Here is a 15,860-nt window from a genome sequence, read left to right on the forward strand (position 1 = left end):
TGTGGTATCAGCCCTTTGTTGTTTTAGGCTTTGGCGTAGACGTCTCGGTCGCCGAGCCAACGGTCAATGATCGCGACCGCGTTGTCTGGGTAGTTGTCATGAATGTAACGCGCGATGCGTTGAACTTCTGGGATTAAGCGTTGATCTCGGACTAAGTCGGCGATCTTAAAGTCAGCCATACCGGTTTGTTTGGTGCCGAGTAATTCACCTGGTCCTCGTATCTCCAAGTCACGCTGGGCGATGACAAAGCCGTCATTGCTTTCGCGCAGGACTGCTAAACGTTTTTGTGCGGTTTTTGACAACGGAGCGTGGTAGAGCAATACACAATGGCTGGCGACGCTGCCTCGACCAACGCGGCCTCGCAACTGGTGGAGCTGAGCCAGACCAAGGCGTTCGGGGTTTTCGATGATCATCAAGCTGGAGTTCGGCACGTCAACGCCGACTTCAATCACCGTGGTTGCGACCAACAAATGCAGCTTGTTGTCTTTGAAGTCCTGCATCACCGCTTGCTTCTCAGCCGGTTTCATTCGTCCGTGTACTAGACCGATTTTGACATCCGGCAGCTTGCGTTGCAGCTCTTCAGCCGTATCGGCCGCCGCTTGCGCTTCCAGCACTTCAGATTCATCAATCAGGGTACACACCCAATACGCTTGCTTGCCTTCGGTTAAACAGGCGTGACGCACGCGCTCGATAATGTCGTCGCGTTTGGTATCAGGGATGGCGACAGTTTGAATCGGTGTTCTGCCCGGTGGTAGCTCATCGATCACCGAGGTTTCTAAGTCTGCATAGGCCGTCATGGCCAGCGTTCTTGGGATGGGCGTGGCGGTCATAATCAACTGGTGGGGAAACGCGCCTTGCTTCTCGCCTTTTTCACGCAGTTCCAAACGCTGGTGGACGCCAAAACGGTGTTGCTCGTCAATAATCACTAAGGCAAGGTGGTTGAACTTGACGTGTTCTTGGAACAGAGCGTGAGTACCAACTACCATTTGCGCGTCGCCACTGGCTATACGTTCCAGTTCTGATTCTTTGGTTTTGCCTTTCAGCTTGCCGGCTAACCAACCAACTTTAATCCCCATGGGTTCAAACCAGTTGGCAAAGTTGATTGCGTGTTGCTCGGCCAGCAGTTCCGTTGGCGCCATCAATGTGACCTGATAGCCGTGCTCTAACGCGCGCAGTGCCGCCATCGCCGCGACAAGGGTCTTACCTGAGCCCACGTCTCCTTGCACTAAACGCATCATTGGGTGTGGCTGAAGCAAGTCTTGTTCGATCTCTTGCACCACACGGTTTTGCGCGTTGGTCGGAGAGAAGGGCAGTTGTGCCAGCAGTTGTTGTTTAAGCTGATTGCTCTCTGGTAACGGCAGTGCTACGTCTTTTTGTCCTTTGCTGCGCACCGATAACATCGATAAGTTCTGCGCCAACAACTCTTCCATGATCAGGCGCACTTGTGCCGGATGTTGGCCTTCATCAAACTCTTCCAGATTGATGTTGGGTGGCGGACGATGAATGGTATGCAACGCTTGGGCGAGAGTAATCTGATGGTTGTAGAGACCCGATGGCAGTAGCTCTTGTACCGCCGCTTTATCAAGTAGTGCTAACGCTTGGTCGGTGAGGTTGCGCAGTGTGGCTTGGCGCAGTCCTTCGGTGGTTGGGTAGACTGGCGTCAGGGTCTCTTCGACGTCCGCTTTTTGGTTCGGCGCGTAGAACTTGTAATCCGGATGGACGATTTCGAGGCCAAAGCTGCCCCGTTTGATTTCACCGTAAGCGTGAACGGTTTTGCCTTCGGCAAAGTTGTTCTTCATTGCCGCGGTGAAGTTAAAAAAGCGCAGTGTAATCGTGCCGTTGCCGTCGCTGATTTTCACCGCCAGCATTTTGCGTTTACCAAACAGGGTATCAACGCTCATTACCTTGCCTTGTACCGCTGCCCATAAGCCAGCATGCAGTTTTACGATCGGGTAAATCCGGGTACGGTCTTCGTAACGAAGCGGGAGGTGGAATAATAGGTCTTGAACAGAGTTGAGGCCAACTTTTGCGAGTTTCTCAGCGACTTTGGCGCCGACGCCAGAGAGAGAAGTAAGTGGTATCGCTGATAAAAGCTGGGACATAACAAAACTCGTAAATCATTCAATGAACTAGAGATAGTTAACCACCCAGCTGTGTATTTGTACAGGAAAAATAGTCTCTCTGCAGACGCAGGGCTACTTTTTCTGCATCTCTTTCCACCATGCTTCATCAGCGACGATTTGTCCTTCGTCGTCGAGTGGTGGATAAGGCAGACCTTTACGCTTCGCGACTTTCGCCAGCACCGGATGACCACGTTCAAACAAGGTGCGATGGATAGTCTCTTCTGGCAGGGCACTGTGCTGTTTATCGTACATGCCCGCTGCGTCGCGTTGACGTTGCGCTTCGTACAGAATCACCGCGCTTGCTACCGAGACATTCAGCGACTGCACCATGCCGATCATCGGGATGATGATGTCTTGGTCTGCCAACTGCTTCGCTTGCTCTGATGCGCCGATTTTTTCACTGCCGAGAATGATCGCAGTCGGTTTGGTGTAATCGATCTCGCGAAAATCAACCGCGGTATCAGATAAGTTGGTCACCAGTACCTGCATTCCTTGGTTCTTTAGCTCTTGAATGGCTTCGGCGATCGAGTCGTGAGTTTCCACTTCGACCCAGTTGCGAGCGCCAGCAGACGTGTGTCCGAGAGTGCGCATTTCGTTTGGCCAAACCGCGTGGACTTTATGCAGGCCCGTAGCATCGGCGGTACGAATTACTGCAGAGACGTTATTGGGCTTGTGGACTTCTTCCAGACACAGAGTGAGGTCGGTTTGACGAGTCTTCAGGACTTGTTGGATTCGTTGGTAGCGTTCTAGATTCATAATACAAAAATAAAAGCCCTTGAAACGGGTGATTTCAAGGGCATTCAGTTAATTCTAAGCGTTAGTTTTTGCGTCGGCGGACTTTGAGTGTCTGCGGCATCGCTTTAATCTTACGCATAATTCCAGCCAGATGAACACGGTCTTTGGTGGTCAACAATACGGTCACTGTGTACAGTCGGCCATCACGCTCTTCGGTCGACAGACCATGAATATTCGAGCCAGTCTTGGAAATCACGTTGGTCAGTTCTGCTAATGCGCCTTGTCGGTTTTGTACATCGACACGCAATTCCGCAATGAACTCTTGGTCGTAGTCTTCTGACCATTCGACCGCCATGTATTTATCTGGTTCTTTCTGGTAGCCACGTACGTTTGGACACGTTTCGCGGTGTACAACCAGTCCACGACCTGGAGAGACGTGGGCGATAATGTGGTCGTCTGGAATCGGGTGACAACAGTTGGCAAAAGTCAGTAGTAGACCTTCTGCGCCGCGGATCGGCAGTTTCTTCTTCGGCTTACCGTCTGCGTTTGTCACTTCTGTCAGCTCGTCAGCATCACCAAGCAAGCGGCGTGCGATCACGATACTCATCAGTTCGCCAAGACCGATTGCAGCGAGCAAATCTTCCAGAGTCGCGACTTTGAGTTCAGCCAAGACATGGTTGATGTTCTCTTCACTGATGTCGGTGATCGAGAGCTCACCCAGCGCGTGGTTGAGTAGGCGTCGACCTAGCGTCACTGATTCTTCACGGCGCATGGTTTTCAGCACTTGACGAATCTTAGTGCGCGCTCGCGATGTCACAACGTAGTTCAGCCATGCTGCATTTGGTCTTGCGCCCGGGGCACTGATGATTTCGATCGTTTGACCGTTTTTCAGTGCTTTGCTCAGTGGATATGGGTTTCGGTCAACGCGAGCACCAACACAGGTATTGCCCACATCGGTATGTACCGCGTAAGCGAAATCGACCGCAGTTGCACCCACAGGGAGCTCAACGATACGACCTTTTGGCGTGAAGACGTAAATCTCGTCTGGGAACAGGTCTGATTTTACGTTTTCGATAAATTCGAACGAGTTACCCGCACTTTGTTGCAACTCGAGTAGGCTCTGCATCCAACGCTGTGCTTTGACTTGCGCTGTGGTGCCCGTACGTTCGCCGTTGCCTTTGTAAGACCAGTGCGCCGCGACACCTTTGTCCGCCATTTGGTCCATGTCTTCGGTACGAATTTGCACTTCAACAGGCACACCGTGAGGGCCAACCATAGAAGTGTGCAAAGACTGATAGCCGTTGGCTTTCGGTACCGCGATGTAATCTTTCATCCGACCTGGGCGTGGCTTGTACAGGCTATGTACTTGGCCTAATACGCGATAACAAGTGTCGGCATCTTCAACCACAACACGAAACGCGTAGATATCCATAATGGTGTGGAAACGCTGCTCTTTGGTTTTCATCTTGTTGTAGATCGAGAACAGGTTCTTCTCGCGCCCGACGACGCGAGCTTTCAGACCGACCTCTTCTAGGCGGCCTTCAATCTCAGTATGGATGCGTTGAATCATCTCTTTACGGTTACCGCGCGCGGCCTTAACCACTTCTTTTAGTACGCGATAACGGTTTGGATACAGCGCTTCAAAACCCAGCTCTTCTAACTCGGTTTTAATGTTGTGTATACCTAAACGGTGGGCAAGGGGAGAGTAGATTTCTAACGTTTCACGGGCAATGCGACGTTTCTTGTCTGGGCGAAGCGCGCCCAACGTGCGCATGTTGTGCGTGCGGTCAGCCAGTTTGATCAGGATTACGCGAATGTCTTGCACCATGGCAAGCACCATCTTGCGAAAGTTCTCAGCCTGAGCTTCCTTGCGATCTCGGAACTTCAGTTTGTCCAGCTTGGACACACCATCTACCAGTTCTGCTACCGTAGTACCAAATTGAGTTTCTAACTCTTCTTTGGTCACTTCGGTATCTTCAATCACATCGTGAAGAAGTGCTGCTTGCAGAGTCTCAATATCGAGGCGCATTTCGGCCAAGATGCGAGAAACCGCAACCGGGTGGATGATATAAGGTTCCCCGCTTGAACGGGTCTGCCCTTCATGGGCATCTTTCGCTACCACATAAGATTGACGCAGAGCCTCAATTTGAGGCTCTGTTAGGTATTCTTGGGCAACGTCTTTGAGGCTATCGAATAGATACAAACTTTAGGCCCGGAAGATAGTTGTTGTGAAGAGAGTCAGATTAACGACTGTGAGCAATGCTGCTTACTGCTGCTAATTCTGCTGCTTCTTGCTCTTGTTGCTCTTGACGCTCACGTGCATCAAGGATCTCTTTCGTGATAAGACCTTCTTCGATTTCGCGTAGAGCGATAACCGTTTGCTTATCGTTCTCTTCTGGCACTAGTGAATCTTTACCGCCAGTTTGCATTTGACGAGCGCGGCGAGCCGCAATTAGAACTAGGTCGAAACGGTTGCCAACTTTTTCAACAGCGTCTTGAACAGTTACGCGTGCCATGAGGACTCCAAATAGTTAACTAAAATTTTGTATGACGAGAAATTATACAGCGTGAGTATTCCCAGTGTCTAGGACTTACTCAGCCAACAACGCATCAAGCATGCCTTTATATTTAGCAGCTTGCTTGTCTTGCTTCAATCTTTCTGCGCGAATGATGGCTTTAAAATCCATTAACGCATTGTCGAAATCATCATTGATGATCACGTAGTCGTATTCGTTGTAGTGAGAAATCTCAGACTTCGCTTCAGCCATGCGTTTAGCGATAACCGCTTCGCTATCTTGACCACGAGTGTTCAAGCGGCGTTCTAATTCACCGTTTGAAGGAGGCAAGATAAAGAGGCTTTTTGCTTGCGGCATTTGCTGACGAATTTGACGCGCGCCTTGCCAGTCAATATCTAGAAACACGTCGATGCCTTTATCAAGGTTCTCTTCGATCCAGATGCGTGAAGTACCGTAGTAGTTACCGAACACTTCAGCGTACTCAAGGAATGCGCCTTGCTCGATCAGATCTTCGAACTGCTCTTTCTGTACAAAGTGGTAATGAACACCGTCTTGTTCACCCGGACGCATGCCACGAGTGGTATGCGATACAGACACTTTCATTGCGTAAGTTGGGTTTGTTTCCAGCATCGCTGAAATCAAGCTCGATTTTCCTGCGCCACTTGGTGCAGATACGATATAAAGAGTGCCTTTGCCCATAGGTACAATTCCACGTTTGATTTGGTATCGCCGAAAAGAAGTTATCGACATGTTTAAAGATAGCACTGACCGTGGTGGATCACCGAATCGGTGAAATTTAGGCCAGAAAAATGGACGCGAAGAGTAGCACAATCGCAGCGTTTTTAACAACCAGTTCTCGGCCAAGTGTGATGCCAGCGCGCGTTGTGATGCGGTTTTTGTGTGCTGATAAAATCACGCCCGCTACGCAAACGGTTGCAAATTTACTCTATCTGGCTAGAAATCCATTGAGTTTTTATTCCAAATCCTTACAATCCGCGCAAACGATTAAATGCTGTATATCTCTAGTGATTTGGACTAGAAGTTTCTACCGCCGAGCCTATCTTGGTGACTACAGTTTTTTGGTGAAGCCTAGCTCTATTGTCGCACCCACAGCATTTGCTCAACGTTGCAATTTTCCCCACTTTAATAGGTTTCACTGTGAGTTTCGACACCACCCTGAAAGCCCAGAATAACCCTGGCATCTTAGAGTCTGTTTTTAAAATTTCGGCGCGTAAAACCACAATCGGTACTGAGCTGTACGCGGGTTTTATCACCTTTTTGGCCATGAGCTACATCCTTGCGGTTAACCCGGCTATTTTAGGTGGCATTCCGGGGATGGATAAAGGCGCGGTGTTTACCGCTACTGCGCTGGCTGCCGCTGCCGCAACATTGATAATGGGTATTTGGGGCAACTACCCTGTGATGCTCGCGCCGGGTATGAGTATGAACGGCTTCTTTAAAGGCATGCTGCTAAGTGGCTCGGTTGCGTTGGTTTGGCATGAGGCGCTGTTTGGCATCTTCCTATCGGGCGTGCTTTATCTGATCTTGTCGATGACCAATATCCGTAAAGCGATGATTGAGTCCATCCCCGAAGATCTCAAGCTTGCGATTACAGTGTCTCTTGGTTTGTTTATCGCCTTTTTGGGGCTGAAGAACGCCGGTATCATCGTATCGAACCCAATTATTCTGGTGAGCATGGGTAATATCTCTGACCCTAAAGTCATCATCGCGTACATCAGTATTTTTATCGCTTTGGGTTGCATGGTTCGCGACATCAAACTGGCGACGTTCATTTCTTTTGTTTCCGCTATTGTACTCACGGTACTCGCGGATGCGTTTCTAGGTACAAATAACGCGCCGATTCCAGAGCAGATTATTTCGACTCCGCCGAGTTTGGCGGGCAGCTTTGGCGCGGTGTTTAACTTTTCCGGCTTAACCGCGGATAAGCTGTTTGATTTACTGTTTATCGTGATTATCTTTCTGATTGTCGACTTTTTTGATGGTTTGAGCACCATTGTCGGTGTTGGTCGCGACGCTGGCATCATCGACAAAGACGGCAAAGTGCCGAATGCTCGCTCTGCGTTGGTTGCTGACGCAGGTGGTACGGTGATTGGTTCTGTACTTGGTACTACATCGATTACAGCCTTTTCAGAGTCCGGTATCGCGTCGTCACAGGGCGCAAAAACGGGTTTGGCTGCAGTCGTGGTGGCGGGCTTGTTCCTCGTTTCGCTATTCTTGTATCCATTGTTCTCGATCTTCTCTGCAGCCATGGTTGCGCCAGCAATGGTCGTGGTTGGTATCTATATGATCGGCCGTCTGGGTGAAATCCAATGGCAGCAGAAAGAGTCACGTATTGCGGCTTTCTTTACCATTATGTTTACCGTGCTGAGCTTCTCGCCGGCAAACGGTATGGCGATGGGCTTTATCAGTTACGCGTTTGCGATGGTTGTGGCGGGCAAAGGTAAAGAAGTGCATCCGGTGATTTTTGTGCTGTGTGCGCTATTCCTCAGTTACCTGATACTGCTTTAAAACGCTGACGCGTTATTGTTAGCAATATCTAGATTTCTGCTTAATAACATGGCTTCGCATTCGCGGAGCCATTTTTTCTTCCGCTTAGCGTGATAGTATTGCGCCAACATCGACACTGACAGTGGAATAAGGAAATGCCGTCTCAGTTACCGCCTTCGTTTAGCCGCCCTTTTCTCAAGATTTACCATATATTGGAAGCCATGCTGCTGGTCGCGATTACGCTTGCGACTGTGTTTGCGATGGTGGAAGAGTTTATTCATATGTTTGTGCAAAAGCGGGTATTGCTGACCGATATTCTGTTGATGTTCATCTATTTAGAAGTGCTGGCGATGGTGCAGCAGTTTGTCGTCAACGGTAAGATCCCGGTGCGATACCCGATTTATATCGCGATGATGGCGATTGCCCGTTATATCACGCTCGGCATGAAAGAGTTGGATGCGGTGCCCGTGGTTTGGTTGTCGCTGGCGGCGTTTATTCTTGCGGCGGCGACGTTATTAATTCGAGCCGGGCATCATTATTGGCCGTATGTCGACAGAAAAACGCAAGAGAAAGACGAATAAACGAAGCCCTGCGATTGCAGGGCTTTTTTGTGGTTGCTCGGCGTTATTCTGCCTCAACAATAGACTCATCATTCGGCGTCGTTTTGAGGGTACGAAGTGCTTGGGCAATGCGTTTGGCTAACTCATGGTTGGCGCCCGACAACGAGAGTGCAGTCCGAGTGTCTTCAACCAACCGCTGCATATGGCTTTGAATGATGTGAGACTCTTCGAGTTGCTTACGGACTTTTTGGATCACATGCTCGACAGCGCTTTGACTTTGGTTTGCCATCGAAATCAGCTTTTCCGTGCTGTTGACCGTCTCGTCGGCGATCTCCGAGCTGTAATTGATCACATCAGAGACTTCTTTTTGCTTTTCAATAATCAATGAAGAGGTCGCCATGATGGTCTTCATCTCATTATTGATGCTTTCCGCCGAGTGCGTTGCGGTATTGGCTAACAACCTGACTTCATCGGCTACGACGGCAAATCCGCGGCCATGCTCTCCCGCACGCGCGGCTTCAATCGCGGCGTTGAGCGCCAACAAGTTGGTTTGCGCCGCAATGCCTTTAATTGATTCGACTAACTGACCAATGTTTTGGTTGTTCTGCTCTAGCGAAGTAAGTAATTGGGTAAACTCGAACAACTGCTTTTTGGAATCATTAATTTGCTCTAGCAAACCGTAGAGTTTTTCAATCGATTGAGAAGCGGTGCTGACGGTTTCTGTCGTCGCGGTAAACGAGTCATGAGACAAACTTTCAATGTCGTTCGACTGTTGAATAAACTCTTCGATTCGCTGTGAGCTTTGGGTGATCGCATCCATCCGGTTGGACGACGCTTTTTGGACGTTACCCGCATTTGACTCGATTTGCTCTGCGTGGCTTAGCGGGTTATCCATCACCAATTGTTGATACTGGGCTTCGATCGCTTCTAACTCCGCCAGTCGTTCTGGTGTGATAGAAACACGAGGTTCTTTTGGTGGCGATTTGAATAATCTGATCATAACGATGGCTGTTGGGTTTTCTGGGCATTGAGCGTCGCAAGTACACTCGCCTGGGTGGAAACACAGAAAGGAACAAGGTAGGTCAAAAGAATTTTACCAATACGTGCGGGCTCTACTTCTCCCATTAATAGGGCGTCACCGTGATTAATCGCCATCAATATAGTGCCGACAACCAACGCGACTTTAACCGAGCGTTTTAGAATGGAAGGAGTTCTAGCCGTAGTTATTATGTCTTTCAGCGTGATTGGATCTTGCATACTCGAGTGATTCCTTTTTATCTGATGAAAACAACAGAGAAAAAATAGCGCCCATATGAGCGCTATCTGCATTAGGTATGTGGTCAAAGATATTGACGGCAGCGTTCAACACTCAACCAAGCGATACCTAAGAAGACTAAATCTTTGAAGATGAAAAACTCCGTAATAGGAACACCGTCCACCACCTTCCACACACCGGACAACGTCAGAAGGAAGCTCAGGGTGGTTAAAAAGATTACAGTTGCGGCTAAACCACTCCAGTAACCAATACGCGGTTTCCAAATACCAATCACCATGCCGATTGCAACAATGATTTCGACAATGCCAATCAGGTTAGAAACACCTTGCACGGATAGAATGGCAAATAACCAGTTCATCAACGGATGACTCTCCACTAATGGACGAATCGCTTCTGCTTCGGTGGGAGTAAACTTAAATACGCCAATCCAAAGCAGGGTTAACACTGCGCCACTTAATGCAATCAAGTAACCTTTTTCATGCTTCATCGTTTTCTCTCTCTAACGCCTATACCGTTAAACTAACAACTGGGAAATCGATTTCTGTTTCCGCTACATGGTTGGCGTAGTTGGTAAACGTGTTGGCAACCACTTGTGCAAGGACTTCAATCACCAGCTCGTCATCGACACCATGTTGACGGGCAGAATCCAGTTGCTCGTTTCTCAGCTCGCCACGCTGTTCAACAAGCTGCTTGGCTAACGTAATGATGGCTTGATCCAGTGCGTTGTAAGCTTTGCCTTGGCGCACTGCGAGGACTTGCTCTTGTTCAATGCCAACGCTACCAGCGATCAGCGTATGTGCAGAAAGGCAGTACTGGCACTGGTTTGCCTGACCAACCGTTAGAGCAATCAGCTCGCGTTGTTTAGCGGTTAAGTGACCATTGCCTAGCGCCTCATTAAACGCGAGGAAAGCGTTTAATACGGTAGGTGAGTGCGCGACCGTCGCGTAAAGATTGGGTACCATGCCTAACTTCTGATGAATAGCCGTTAACGTTGCAGCTGCTTCACCTTGAGGTTGAGATACAGGAAGAATACGACTCATAATTTTATCCTTAACAGAGTTGAGTGAATGGACGCTGTTATCTTCCTATATCTGATGATACGATTTATCACCATCAGTCCAGATAAATAAACCAAGAGTCTCAATATGGATGCGTTATCCGCGTTACTTTCCCATGCTGCGCCTAAAGCAGATTTGTTTTTTTCCGGTAATTTGTGCGGCAGTTCATGCAGCGAAGAGCATCCCGGAGAAGGGCAACTGCATTTGGTTCGCAGTGGAGAACTCGCGCTTTATGAAGAAGGTGTGCTTCGCTACACGATCAGTGAGCCGACGTTGGTTGTGTTCCCAAAAGGAAAGAAGCATCGACTGCAATCGTTGACTTTAGAAGGATGTGATCTGGTTTGCGCTGGTTTGAGCTTTAAAGACTCGCCGCTGTATCGAGCACTGCCAAACGCGATAGTGGTGCCTTTGAGTGACTTGCCGTCGTTAAGCCCTGTCATCACGTTACTGTTTGAAGAAGCTTTCACAGAGCGTTATGCACAAACCACCGTGATTGCCACGCTACTTGATTTGATTCTTTTACTCCTGATCCGCCACTTGGTCGATACCAAGGCTTGCCAAGCCAGTGTGTTGGCGGCGTTATCTGAGCCTAAGTTAGCCAAAGCAATCGAAGCGATTCATTCTCAGCCAGACCAAGCGTGGACGATTGAAACGTTGGCACAGCATTGTGGGATGTCGCGAGCCCGTTTTGCCGCGCTGTTTCACCAAGTGATCGGTCAGCCACCACTGAGTTATCTCACTGAGTCTCGTTTGTTGCTCGCCCAGCAATTATTGCTGGCGGGACATCCGATTAAGTCCGTTTGCTTAGATGTGGGCTATGGTAGCAGCGTAGCGTTTTCGCGTGCTTTTCAACGCCAGTTTGGTGTAACACCAAGTAAGTGGTTACAAGAGGAAGAGACTAAAGAGTAAAAAGCCCCGCGACTGCAGGGCTTGGAAATAGTTACTCGATGTTTTGGATCTGTTCTCGCATCTGTTCAATCAGTACTTTGAGCTCGACACCGGAAGCGGTGATGTCGGTGCTGATTGATTTGGACGCTAGCGTATTAGACTCTCGGTTGAACTCTTGCATCATGAAGTCTAAACGACGGCCAACTGCGCCACCTTTCTTAAGGATATTGGTGGTTTCTTTGACATGAGAATCTAGGCGGTCGAGTTCTTCGGCTACGTCAGATTTTTGTGCCAAAAGAATCAGCTCTTGCTCAACGCGAGAAGGGTCTAGTTCAACTTTTGCTTCTTCAAACTTAGTGAACAGACGTTCGCGTTGCCACTCTAGGATTTCTGGCATACGTGCGCGAACTTTGGTCACTTCGTCTGAAATCGCGCTTAGGCGTTGGTCGATCAGTGCTTTCATGTTCTCGCCTTCACGGCCACGCGCTTCGATAAACTCATCGATCGCAGCGTCAAACGCGCTAAGCAAGTCTTTGTTTACTGCATCCATGTCTTGCTCTGGCGTTTCCATCACACCTGGCCATTGCATTACTTGGAATGGGTTGATGCGACTACGCTCACCAGTCATGTGCATGACTTGCTCGGCAGCTTTAACAACTTGTTCGGCGAGGGTTTCGTTAATAGTCAACTCACCTTTCGCAGCTGGGTTGGCTTCAAAACGCAGGGCGCATTCCACTTTACCGCGTGCCAATTTCTTGCGAAAACGTTCGCGAAGGATAGGCTCTAAACCGCGGAACTGCTCAGGCAAGCGGAAGTAAGTTTCTAAATAACGTTGGTTAACCGAACGGATTTCCCAAACGGCACTGCCCCAATCGCCTTTCGCTTCTTTTCGGGCGTAGGCGGTCATACTATAAATCATCGAATTTTCCTGTTTTATCATCTTTGAAAATAACGCCAAGCCATAGTAGCACAAACCGAGCATGACCACTTAATGTACATAGCTTTGTTTTGTAAACTTCGCTATAATCTTGCCCCAACCAAATTTGTCTCCCCCTATCATCAGATAGCTAACTAAGGTAGAGCCAATGCGTCCAAACGATCGCAAGGCGGATCAAGTTCGCCCAATAAAAATTACTCGTAACTATACTGCTTATGCTGAAGGCTCTGTGTTAGTCGAGTTCGGCAATACCAAAGTCCTGTGTAATGCGACTGTTGAAGAAAATGTACCCCGTTGGTTGAAAGGCCAAGGTAAAGGCTGGGTAACGGCAGAATACGGCATGTTGCCACGTTCAACGCATTCACGCATGCGCCGTGAAGCGGCAAATGGCAAGCAAGGCGGTCGTACGATGGAAATCCAACGTCTAATCGCGCGTAGTCTGCGTGCGGTAGTCGATTTGGAAGTGATGGGCGAAATCATGGTGACTGTAGACTGTGATGTCATCCAAGCTGATGGCGGTACACGTACGGCGTCGATTTCAGGCGCGAGTGTCGCAATGGCGGACGCATTCCAACACCTTATCGACAACGGCAAGCTAAAGAAAAACCCAATGAAAGGTCACGTTGCTGCAGTCTCTGTTGGTCTGCTAGGTCAAGATGTCTTGTGTGACCTAGAATACGTTGAAGATTCTGCCGCTGACACAGATATGAATGTGGTGATGACCGAAGATGGTCGCATGATTGAAGTGCAAGGCACCGCAGAAGGCGAACCGTTCAGCCATGAAGAGCTGCTGTCGCTGCTTGAGTCGGCGAAGAAAGGCATTACCGAGATCGTCGCAGCGCAGAAGGCGGCGTTAGAAAATTAATGATTAAGATGGCTTCCCTGATACGGAAGCTATTTTTTTGCCTGTACGACTTGTCGTTAGCTAGGCGTTGAAAGAAAAACTGTAACTTAGAGAGAATGTAATGAAAGCATACCAGCGTGAATTTATTGAGTTTGCACTAGAGAAACAAGTCCTGAAATTTGGCGAGTTCACTTTAAAGTCAGGCCGTAAGAGCCCTTATTTCTTTAACGCTGGTCTTTTCAATACAGGTCGTGATTTGGCTCGCTTAGGTCGTTTCTACGCAGCGGCGTTGGCGGATTCTGGTATCGATTTTGATGTGCTATTTGGCCCTGCATACAAAGGGATTCCAATTGCAACGACGACTGCGGTCGCGCTGGCTGACCACCACGATGTGGATACGCCGTACTGCTTTAACCGTAAAGAAGCAAAAGACCACGGTGAAGGTGGTAACTTGGTGGGGAGTCCTTTGGAAGGGCGTATTATGCTGGTGGATGATGTTATCACCGCGGGCACGGCGATTCGTGAGTCAATGGAAATCATCCAAGCAAACGGTGCAGATCTAGCGGGTGTGCTGGTGGCAATTGACCGTCAAGAGAAAGGCAAGGGTGAACTGTCTGCAATTCAGGAAGTGGAACGTGACTTTGGTTGTGCGGTGATTTCTATCGTTAGCTTGGGCGACTTAATTACTTACCTAGAAGAAAAAGGTAACGTGACCGAGCACCTAGCCGCAGTAAAAGCGTACCGCGCTGAATACGGCATCTAGTCGTTCGAAATCAAATAGTAAAAAGGGTCTCCATTGGAGACCCTTTTTAGTTTGTATCGGTTGGCGCGGTTACTTATAGCGAATGCCTTTCTCGACATTTTCGTCCTGCATGGTTTTGTAGCGTTTATGCAGCCACATCCATTGTTCAGGAGCGCGAAGAATCAGTTCTTCGACGTATTTATTCATATAAGCCGCGGCGGCCACTTCATCTTTCTGCGGGTAGTCTGCCTCAATGCATTTATCCGCCATGATTTCGTATTTACCGTCGCTGTTTCTAAAGCCGGAGCCCGGGATGATCGCACACTTAGAGGTGTACGCGAGAATGCTGGTTCCGGTGGTGGTACACGCATCCTCAATCGCAAAAAACGGAACAAAAACCGATTTGTTGCGCCCGTAATCATGGTCGGGTAAATAGAACAAACGTTCACCGTCTCGCAGTACACGAATCATTTGCTTCACGTCTTTACGGTCAATCAGTTTGTTACCGTTGTGTGTGCGTCCCCAGTACTGGATAAAGTTATACGCCGGGTTGTTGTGCGGGCGAAAAACGCCGTATCCGCCAATCCCAAGAACGCCAAAAGCACGCGCGGTGATCTCTAAGTTGAGCGCGTGTACGCAGCACAGTAAAACCCCTTGGCCTTGCTTGGATTTTTCGCGCATTGCGTGAGTATCTTTATCAACGATCAGTGTCTTAAATCGCCACGTTGGCCAAAACCAGGTAATACCGGTCTCAATCAGTGCCATACCTGTGTTTTTGAAGTTCTCTTCAACTAGGTGTTGGATCTCTTGCTGCGGCTTATCAGGGAACGATAATTCAATATTTCGCGTCGCAACGTGAACCCGTTTTGCTCCGTAGCGCATACCAATTTGACCGAGCTTGCGACCGAGTGACAGCAAAATGCGATAAGGAAGAATATTGACCACTAATGCCAGCAAGCCAAAGCCTAACCAGACGCCCCAGTTTTTTGGATGCAATAAGGATAGTGAAAACTCTGGCGGTGTAAGTTTGTCTTTACTCATGATAGTTACTTAATTTGTGCACTTAGCAGCGCCCAATACTCTTCAAAGTTGGCCGTTGGTTGATATTTGAAATCTGAACGGACAAAACGGTTCAGACTACCTTCAACTTGCCCGAGGAGTTGCGCGGCTAAAATTTTCTCATCAACAGGGAAGGACTTTCCTTCTCTCAGTTTACGTTCACGCAGAATCTGTCGTAGAGAAGTTTCAATACGCTCAAATAGTTGATTGATTCGCTCTCGCAACCTTTCATTTTCAAACATAAGTGCATGACCAGAAAGAATGCGGCTTAGGCCTGGGTTGCGCTCGGCAAACGCCAGAATGAGCTGCAAAACCAAACGAATGCGCGTTAGCGTGTCTTTCTCTTCATCGAGGATACGGTTAATGCGAGACATTAATGACTCTTCGATGAACTCGATCAACCCTTCGAACATGCGAGCTTTGCTTGGGAAATGGCGATATAACGCGGCTTCAGAGACACCGACCTGCTTAGCGAGTTTTGCGGTAGTAATGCGTGATGCCCCTTCATTGGACTCCAGCATTTCTGCCAATGCTTGCAAAATTTCATCTCGGCGGTTGGTTTTTCTTGTTCCGGCCATGAACGTTTTCCTTTTTACCATTCTGAATAAAAGGCT

Annotated in this window: 17 protein-coding genes and 1 riboswitch; of the genes, 5 read left to right on the top strand and 12 right to left on the bottom strand. The window is 48.7% G+C overall.

What is annotated here, in order from left to right:
• Positions 1–23: 23 nt before the first annotated feature.
• From recG to gmk, 5 genes are all read right to left on the bottom strand, one after another.
• Complete coding sequence (gene recG, locus AKJ31_RS15285; protein WP_053409975.1) at positions 24–2,102, bottom strand: ATP-dependent DNA helicase RecG; 2,079 nt, start codon at positions 2,100–2,102, stop codon at positions 24–26.
• A 93-nt stretch (positions 2,103–2,195) separates the two neighbouring features.
• Positions 2,196–2,879 carry a tRNA (guanosine(18)-2'-O)-methyltransferase TrmH gene (gene trmH / locus AKJ31_RS15290; RefSeq protein WP_053409976.1) on the bottom strand — a complete coding sequence of 228 codons (684 nt, stop codon included), beginning with the start codon at positions 2,877–2,879 and terminating at the stop codon, positions 2,196–2,198.
• 61 nt (positions 2,880–2,940) lie between these two features.
• Positions 2,941–5,061, bottom strand: a complete 2,121-nt coding sequence (gene spoT / locus AKJ31_RS15295) for a bifunctional GTP diphosphokinase/guanosine-3',5'-bis pyrophosphate 3'-pyrophosphohydrolase (RefSeq protein WP_053409977.1) — start codon at positions 5,059–5,061, stop codon at positions 2,941–2,943.
• A gap of 40 nt (positions 5,062–5,101) precedes the next feature.
• The gene (gene rpoZ / locus AKJ31_RS15300) at positions 5,102–5,374 is read right to left on the bottom strand and encodes a DNA-directed RNA polymerase subunit omega (protein ID WP_004410883.1); all 273 of its coding nucleotides are present in this window, start codon (positions 5,372–5,374) and stop codon (positions 5,102–5,104) included.
• 75 nt (positions 5,375–5,449) lie between these two features.
• Positions 5,450–6,073, bottom strand: coding sequence for a guanylate kinase (gene gmk, locus AKJ31_RS15305; protein ID WP_053409978.1), 624 nt, complete (start codon positions 6,071–6,073; stop codon positions 5,450–5,452).
• Between the two features lie 293 nt (positions 6,074–6,366).
• Positions 6,367–6,466, top strand: a riboswitch (purine riboswitch).
• A 66-nt stretch (positions 6,467–6,532) separates the two neighbouring features.
• Here gmk and AKJ31_RS15310 point away from each other — a divergent pair.
• Both AKJ31_RS15310 and AKJ31_RS15315 read left to right on the top strand, forming a co-directional pair.
• Positions 6,533–7,903, top strand: a complete 1,371-nt coding sequence (locus AKJ31_RS15310; RefSeq protein WP_053409979.1) for an NCS2 family permease — start codon at positions 6,533–6,535, stop codon at positions 7,901–7,903.
• Positions 7,904–8,037: 134 nt separating this feature from the next.
• Positions 8,038–8,463 (top strand): phosphate-starvation-inducible protein PsiE, encoded by a 426-nt coding sequence (locus AKJ31_RS15315; protein ID WP_053409980.1) that lies wholly within the window; start codon positions 8,038–8,040, stop codon positions 8,461–8,463.
• Between the two features lie 43 nt (positions 8,464–8,506).
• On the opposite strand, the gene AKJ31_RS15320 is transcribed toward AKJ31_RS15315, so the two are convergent.
• From AKJ31_RS15320 to AKJ31_RS15335, 4 genes are all read right to left on the bottom strand, one after another.
• The gene (locus AKJ31_RS15320) at positions 8,507–9,442 is read right to left on the bottom strand and encodes a methyl-accepting chemotaxis protein (protein WP_053409981.1); all 936 of its coding nucleotides are present in this window, start codon (positions 9,440–9,442) and stop codon (positions 8,507–8,509) included.
• On the bottom strand, positions 9,439–9,699 hold the full coding sequence (gene nrtS, locus AKJ31_RS15325) for a nitrate/nitrite transporter NrtS (protein ID WP_053409982.1): 261 nt from the start codon (positions 9,697–9,699) through the stop codon (positions 9,439–9,441). The genes AKJ31_RS15320 and nrtS overlap by 4 nt, the downstream gene beginning before the upstream one ends.
• Positions 9,700–9,782: 83 nt before the next feature.
• Entirely contained in the window at positions 9,783–10,205 is a 423-nt protein-coding gene (locus tag AKJ31_RS15330; protein ID WP_053409983.1) for a DUF417 family protein, read from the bottom strand.
• 19 nt (positions 10,206–10,224) lie between these two features.
• Positions 10,225–10,758 (bottom strand): carboxymuconolactone decarboxylase family protein, encoded by a 534-nt coding sequence (locus tag AKJ31_RS15335; RefSeq protein WP_053409984.1) that lies wholly within the window; start codon positions 10,756–10,758, stop codon positions 10,225–10,227.
• 105 nt (positions 10,759–10,863) lie between these two features.
• On the opposite strand from AKJ31_RS15335, the gene AKJ31_RS15340 reads away from it, so the two are divergent.
• Positions 10,864–11,685 carry an AraC family transcriptional regulator gene (locus AKJ31_RS15340; protein WP_053409985.1) on the top strand — a complete coding sequence of 274 codons (822 nt, stop codon included), beginning with the start codon at positions 10,864–10,866 and terminating at the stop codon, positions 11,683–11,685.
• Between the two features lie 31 nt (positions 11,686–11,716).
• Here the strand turns inward: AKJ31_RS15340 and AKJ31_RS15345 are convergent, their stop codons facing one another.
• Positions 11,717–12,583, bottom strand: coding sequence for a YicC/YloC family endoribonuclease (locus AKJ31_RS15345; RefSeq protein WP_053409986.1), 867 nt, complete (start codon positions 12,581–12,583; stop codon positions 11,717–11,719).
• A gap of 166 nt (positions 12,584–12,749) precedes the next feature.
• Here AKJ31_RS15345 and rph point away from each other — a divergent pair, with 166 nt between their 5' ends.
• Positions 12,750–13,466 carry a ribonuclease PH gene (rph, locus tag AKJ31_RS15350; RefSeq protein WP_053409987.1) on the top strand — a complete coding sequence of 239 codons (717 nt, stop codon included), beginning with the start codon at positions 12,750–12,752 and terminating at the stop codon, positions 13,464–13,466.
• 100 nt (positions 13,467–13,566) lie between these two features.
• The gene (gene pyrE / locus AKJ31_RS15355; RefSeq protein ID WP_053409988.1) at positions 13,567–14,208 is read left to right on the top strand and encodes an orotate phosphoribosyltransferase; all 642 of its coding nucleotides are present in this window, start codon (positions 13,567–13,569) and stop codon (positions 14,206–14,208) included.
• Between the two features lie 69 nt (positions 14,209–14,277).
• Here the strand turns inward: pyrE and AKJ31_RS15360 are convergent, their stop codons facing one another.
• The gene (locus AKJ31_RS15360) at positions 14,278–15,228 is read right to left on the bottom strand and encodes a Kdo(2)-lipid IV(A) acyltransferase (protein ID WP_053409989.1); all 951 of its coding nucleotides are present in this window, start codon (positions 15,226–15,228) and stop codon (positions 14,278–14,280) included.
• Positions 15,229–15,233: 5 nt separating this feature from the next.
• Positions 15,234–15,824, bottom strand: coding sequence for a nucleoid occlusion factor SlmA (slmA, locus tag AKJ31_RS15365; RefSeq protein ID WP_053409990.1), 591 nt, complete (start codon positions 15,822–15,824; stop codon positions 15,234–15,236).
• Positions 15,825–15,860: the final 36 nt, after the last annotated feature.

Source organism: Vibrio hepatarius (assembly GCF_001274785.1).
Taxonomy (GTDB): domain Bacteria; phylum Pseudomonadota; class Gammaproteobacteria; order Enterobacterales; family Vibrionaceae; genus Vibrio; species Vibrio hepatarius.